Origin of the sequence: Thiomicrorhabdus sp., assembly GCF_041583835.1 — a bacterium.
Classification (GTDB): domain Bacteria; phylum Pseudomonadota; class Gammaproteobacteria; order Thiomicrospirales; family Thiomicrospiraceae; genus Thiomicrorhabdus.
The window spans coordinates 41129-47318 of sequence record NZ_JBFHFC010000017.1; the positions used below are offsets into that span (position 1 = coordinate 41129).

A 6190-nucleotide genomic window follows, 5' to 3' on the forward strand; every position below is an offset into this window, starting at 1 on the left:
AAAAACAACATCACTGAAAAAAACGGCTTTATAACCATTGAATTATTAAGTAGTCTCATATAAAGTCACGGATGTTGTGAATATTACTAACAGGATACTAAAAAAACAATGACTGTCAGCTCCACACCCAGTGCTTTCACGGACAACGAAGACATGAATCCAAAGTCTGGCACATCGTTTAATGGTATCAACAGCCCCCTCCTGGATTGTTTGGTTATCTATAGTAAGTTAAATAGAAACCCTCTATCTAAAGACTCTTTAACAGCCGGCCTCCCCATTCAGGACGAAACGATCACACCGGAACTATTCAAACGTGCCGCCGCCCGCGCCGGGTTGGCAGCAAGTTTTAAAGAGAAACGTCTTGGAGAAATTTCGAATTTAGTTCTGCCTTGCATCCTGTTACTCAAGGATAACCAAGCTTGTCTACTCGAAAAAATCGACTTTGAAAATCAGCAAGCCACCTTGATTTTCCCCGACAGCGAAGAAGGCAGTACGGAAGTAAGCCTTGAAACCTTACAAGAAGACTACATCGGCTATGTCATTTACCTGACGCAAAAAACCTTCCATGAAAACCATGAAGAGAGTTTAATCGGATTCAAGAAAGGACATTGGTTTTGGAGCACTCTTTGGTCTGCACGATCGATTTACCGAGACGTACTCATCGCATCCATCGTAATCAACTTTTTCATACTGGCAAACCCGCTGTTTGTCATGAACGTCTATGACCGAATCGTTCCAAATAATGCCATTGAATCCCTGTGGGTCTTAGCGATCGGCGTCAGCGTCGTTTACATGTTCGACATCGTCCTCAAGTTCTTACGTTCTTATTTCTTGGAAGTTGCCGGGAAAAAAGGCGATGTACTAATGTCGGCAAAACTCTTTGAACAAACCCTTGGGCTGACAATGGCAAACCGCGGGGGAAGCATTGGGGCTTTTGCCAACAACCTTCGCGAGTTCGACAGTATCCGTAACTTTTTTACTTCCGGGACCATTGCGTCTCTAGTCGACCTGCCATTTGTCATTATTTTCTTATCGGTCATTTTTTACATTGCTGGCAGCATCGTCCTGGTTCCAATCGCCATCATTTTGATTATCCTCATCTACAGTTTCATTCTAAAAAACCCGATTCAACGTAGCATCGAGGCCTCCTATGAAGCTTCGAGTCAAAAGAATGCCGTTCTTATCGAAACCCTAACTGCTATCGAAACCATCAAAGCGTTAGGCGTCGAAGCCCACTCTCAATGGAAATGGGAACAGGCCGTCGGTGAAATCGCCCGAGCCAGCATTCGTTCAAAAATGCTACAAAGTTCGATTGGCCGAATGACCGGTTTCATGCAACAAATGAGCACGGTCGTCATCGTCTTATCGGGTGTATATCTCATTAAAGAGGGTGATCTCACTATGGGGGGATTAATCGCCACGGTTATGATCAGTCAAAGAGCGATCGGACCCATGGGTCAGTTCGCCAGCCTCACTTCGTCATATCAACAAACTAAAGTTGCGCTCACCACGCTCAACGAATTGATGAAAAAAGAAATTGAACGCCCTGACAATAAACGCTTCATTCAACACCCTCATTTTGAAGGTTCAATCGAGTTTATCGATGTCAGCTTCACTTATCCGGGCGAAAGCAAACCGGCACTGAACCATGTCAGTTTTAAAATCCGGCCTGGAGAAAAAGTGGGCGTTATCGGCCGCATAGGTTCGGGAAAATCAACCATAGAAAAGCTCATTTTAGGTTTTTATAAACCAACTGAGGGGAGCATATTGATCGACGGCATTGATATTACCCAATTAGATCCTGCTGAATTACGACGCAATATAAACTACGTTCCCCAAGAAGTTACGCTTTTCAGCGGTGATGTTCGAGACAATATTGCATATAGAGCGCCATACATTGAGGATGATGTCATTCTTAAAGCGGCTCGTCTTGCCGGCGTTGACGATTTTGTTAAGCAACACCCTTCCGGATACAGCTTAAAAATTAACGAAGGCGGAAGTTCATTGTCAGGTGGACAACGCCAAAGTATCGGGGTTGCACGGGCACTACTTCTTGAGGCCCCCATTTACCTATTTGACGAGCCGACCAATTCATTAGATGCAAAATCCGAACAGATCATGATTGACCGTCTGAAGAAAGGCACCATCCAAAATACCACTATCGTAGTCACGCATAAAATGAGTTTACTACAATTAACAGACCGTTTAATGGTGCTTGATGGCGGTAAAGTCATTGCCGACGGCGAAAAGAAAACTGTACTGGAAGCATTAAAAACAGGCAGAATTAACAAAAGCAATCCAACATGAACGACAAACACGAACCCAAAACCATGATTAAACCCAATAAGAAATCGAATCAGCAGGATTTAGAGTTCATGTCGAGCTTAAGCCAGGCTGCATTGGAAAAACCGACTAAAAAATCACAACTGGTCGTCTGGGTTATTCTTCTTGTTGTCATCTGGTTGATCACTTGGGCAAACTATGCCGAACTCGATAAAATCGTTCGCGGGGAAGGTAAAGTTGTACCTTCTACTAAAATCCAAATCATCCAAAACCTTGAAGGCGGCATTGTAGAAGACATATTTTTCCAGCCCGGCGATAAAGTAAGAAAAGGCGATACGCTCATCAAGCTGGACAATACCCAGTTTGCCAGCTCGTTTGGCGAAAGTAGAATCCGTGCCATGCAATTAAAAGCGCAGGCTCAACGTTTGGAAGCGGAAGCCTTCGGCAGCCAATTCAAGCCTGAGAAAGACTTGGAAGACCCTGTGATGCAAGCCTTGATTAACCGTGAATACAACTTATATCAATCGCGTCAACAGCAGCTGAAAACCAGCGATTCGATCTTAGCCGCTCAAATCGAACAACACAAAATCGATCTACAAGAAGCGTACAGCCAAAAAATACAACTAACACGCTCGCACACTCTGTTAACAAGGGAAATCAACATGCTAAAACCCTTGGTCAAACAGGGCATTGCATCTGAAGTCGACCTATTGAAAACACAACGCGAAGAAAACGACGCCCTCACCAAATTGAAAACCACTAATAACTCGATACCTCGTCTGCAATCAATCATTACGGAAGCGGAAAATAAACGCAAACAAGCTAAAGAAGAGTTTATGAACAAAGCGCACCAAGATCTCAATGATGTGCTTGCGGAAATGAGCCAGATTGAACAGTCGAATACGGCACTAGAAGACCGTGTAAGCCGTACTTCGATAAGATCTCCCGTCAACGGGATTATAAAACAGATTTTAGTTAATACGATCGGCGGCGTCGTTCAACCCGGAAGCGACATTGTCGAAATCGTACCTGATGACGACCGTTTGGTTCTGGAAACCAAAATCCTGCCGGCTGACATCGGGTTCGTCTACCCGGGCTTGAAAGCCAAGGTCAAATTCACCGCCTATGATTTCGCAATCTATGGTGGTTTGGAGGGGATTGTTACTCGAATTTCCGCCGATACCATCACCGACGAAGAAGGTAAAAGCTTCTACATTGCAAGAATACAAACCGTTAACAACCATTTGGGAACCAAACAGAATCCACTGTATTTATTACCTGGGATGACGGCTAGTGTGGACATTGTAGTAGGAAAACATACTGTGCTTGATTACATTCTGAAACCGATTATAAAAGCCAGAGATCTGGCCTTAAGAGAATCCTGAAATAAACCCATTTAATGATCCTTATTAATACGTATTATTTGCTATAATAATTCAGAAAATTTAGGATTGCTTAATTAAAGAGCAAATTTAAGATGAAACCAATTCTCATTTATGTACAAAATCCAAGTGCTCTTGAAACATGGTTAAGTGCATGCGAGACGGAACCTGAAATCCTATACAACCTTGATGACATTGAATCAATGAATAGAGCATTGGGCGAATGTCTACTGTTATTACACAAGGCTGACGAAGAAATTGAGTCAAGAATTTCAGATCTGTCACAGCGAGGATTGGATATTTTGTTATTCAGTAACAAGCCTTCCGTTGAAGAAAGCTTGAAATTCTTTAAATTGGGAGTAAAAGGATACTTAAACACTTTCGCAAATAAAAACAGAATTAAACAAGCAATCGAAACTGTTCAAGTCGGCAACATATGGTTAGGACAAAATATTATGCAGGCTATGATTGAATCCGTCTCGCATACCCAGCAGCCTCACGACGGATGGAAACAACATCTAACCGAGCGCGAAATTGAAGTTACCAATTGGGTTGCAAAAAGCAAGAGCAATAAGGAAATTGCGCAATTACTTGATATCACCGAACGCACAGTAAAGGCACATTTGCAAAACATATTTCAAAAACTCTCCGTTAAGGATAGGTTAAGCTTGGTACTCAAGGTTCAAAATTGGACAGATTAAGAACGGTTTTAATTAAAAACGTAAAACTACGGGTAGTAGTAAAAGAATTAATCAACTCAATAAATCTCTGAAAGGAGACAAAAAATGAATTTCAATCAGAAGGCAATATTTAAAAAGTCCTATCTAGCTCTTTTGAGCTGTTTAGTTTTTCCAATTTCAAGCTTAGTTAGCCCTGCTTACGCTTTAGAACTTCAAGAAACCGTCGAAGACGCAATTATGCACAACCCGGAAGTACGCGAACAGATAAAAGCGTATAGAGCGATTGAAGCGGAATTAACAGGTGCAAAAGGTAGCTGGTATCCTCGTATCGATCTCTCTGCCGGCCTTGGCTATGAAGAAGTCGATAAAGAAAACCCTAGATTGGACAATACCGGCGGTGACGGTTTGACTCGAAGAGAAGGTGCGATCCGACTGACCGAAAACATCTTTGAAGGTTTTGCGACCGAAAACGAAATCAAACGCCAACAACACAGACTTGATGCTGCTTCCTATACGGTTTTATCTAAAGCGAATCAGATTGCGCTTGATATGACCGAAGCTTATATCAACCTGATCAAGGAAAAAGAACTCGTCAAGCTATCTGAAGACAATGTTGAGACACACCAAAAAATCCTTGATCAAATCATTCAACGACAAGAAGCCGGTATTGGCAACCAAGTGGAAGTTGATCAAGCTCAAGCCCGTCTTGCCTTGGCCAAATCAAATCTAATGGCTGAAAAGAACAACTATTCAGACACGCTGTCGCGTTTTCAACGTGTGTTAGGCCGTATGCCTGACAGTGACTTGGTTCCGCCTACTTTCGACGCCACTCTACCGGAAAACGAAGAGCAGGCTATCAGTGATGCGTTAATGAATCACCCGACCATCCGTTCCGCTAATGCCGATATCGCTGAAGCACAATCACAGTACGACTTATCAAAGAGTGCTTACTACCCTCGCATCGACTTGGAAGTCGAAAAAACCTATGACCACAATCTTGCGGGCATCGAAGGTAGAAACGAATATCTTCAAGCTATGTTACGACTGCGTTATAACCTTTATAACGGCGGAAAAGACAAAGCGGAAAGAAGCCGTACTGCCAGTGCTATGCATCAAGCGATTGAGATTCGTAACAACTCAAGACGACAAGCCATTGAGAATTTACGTTATGCATGGAGCGCTCATCAATACATCGGCGAGCAAATCTCTTATACACAAGCCCATATTAAACTTACGCACGAAACTTTGGTCGGCTACCGCAAGCAATTCAGCTTAGGTCGCAGAACACTTTTAGATCTACTGAACACGGAAGACGAATACATTAGTGCTCTTAGAACCTTAGTCAGCAGTGAGAGTGAGTATAAAATATCGAAATACCGTATCTTAAACGGTATGGGTACGTTACTGGATAACTTGAATATCTCTTTAGACATGGTAAAAGCCGAAGGCGATTACACGGATTATTAATTAACTGCTGCCCGGGGGATCACCCTCCGGGCATTTATACTTTCAACATAACAGCCAAATAGATCTGCCAAACTCCCATTGAAATCACTCCCAGTCCGGCCAGTTTTCGAACCCAATCTTTACGCGCCAATCGAGTGAAATAAAAGGCAAACACCCCCATTAACAATAAATTTGGCAAAGTACCCAGCCCGAATGCCAGCATAACCAATGCACCATCCAATGCACTACCCGCACTCAAAGCCATAATCAGCATGCTGTACACCAAACCGCATGGTAGCCAACCCCAAACCATTCCGTACCACCATGCCTGAGGTAATGACTCAATAGGAGAAAGCTTTTTTGCATAGGGTTGTAACTTCGACCAGAGATTCCGCCCCA

Annotated in this window: 5 protein-coding genes; 4 read left to right on the forward strand and 1 reads right to left on the reverse strand. The window is 43.0% G+C overall.

What is annotated here, in order from left to right:
* Positions 1-108: 108 nt before the first annotated feature.
* The 4 genes from ABY044_RS08995 (at position 109) to ABY044_RS09010 (ending at position 5812) form a co-directional block, all read left to right on the forward strand.
* A complete protein-coding gene (locus ABY044_RS08995) occupies positions 109-2307 on the forward strand; it encodes a type I secretion system permease/ATPase (protein ID WP_373020031.1) in 2199 nt (732 codons plus the stop codon).
* Entirely contained in the window at positions 2304-3668 is a 1365-nt protein-coding gene (locus ABY044_RS09000) for an HlyD family type I secretion periplasmic adaptor subunit (RefSeq protein WP_373020033.1), read from the forward strand. Before ABY044_RS08995 ends, ABY044_RS09000 begins: the two co-directional genes overlap by 4 nt.
* 92 nt (positions 3669-3760) lie before the next feature.
* On the forward strand, positions 3761-4366 hold the full coding sequence (locus tag ABY044_RS09005; protein ID WP_373020035.1) for a response regulator transcription factor: 606 nt from the start codon (positions 3761-3763) through the stop codon (positions 4364-4366).
* A gap of 84 nt (positions 4367-4450) precedes the next feature.
* Positions 4451-5812, forward strand: a complete 1362-nt coding sequence (locus ABY044_RS09010) for a TolC family outer membrane protein (protein ID WP_373020037.1) — start codon at positions 4451-4453, stop codon at positions 5810-5812.
* Between the two features lie 34 nt (positions 5813-5846).
* On the opposite strand, the gene ABY044_RS09015 is transcribed toward ABY044_RS09010, so the two are convergent.
* Positions 5847-6190 (reverse strand): sulfite exporter TauE/SafE family protein (locus ABY044_RS09015; protein WP_373020038.1); only part of this gene is annotated, 344 nt, incomplete at its 5' end.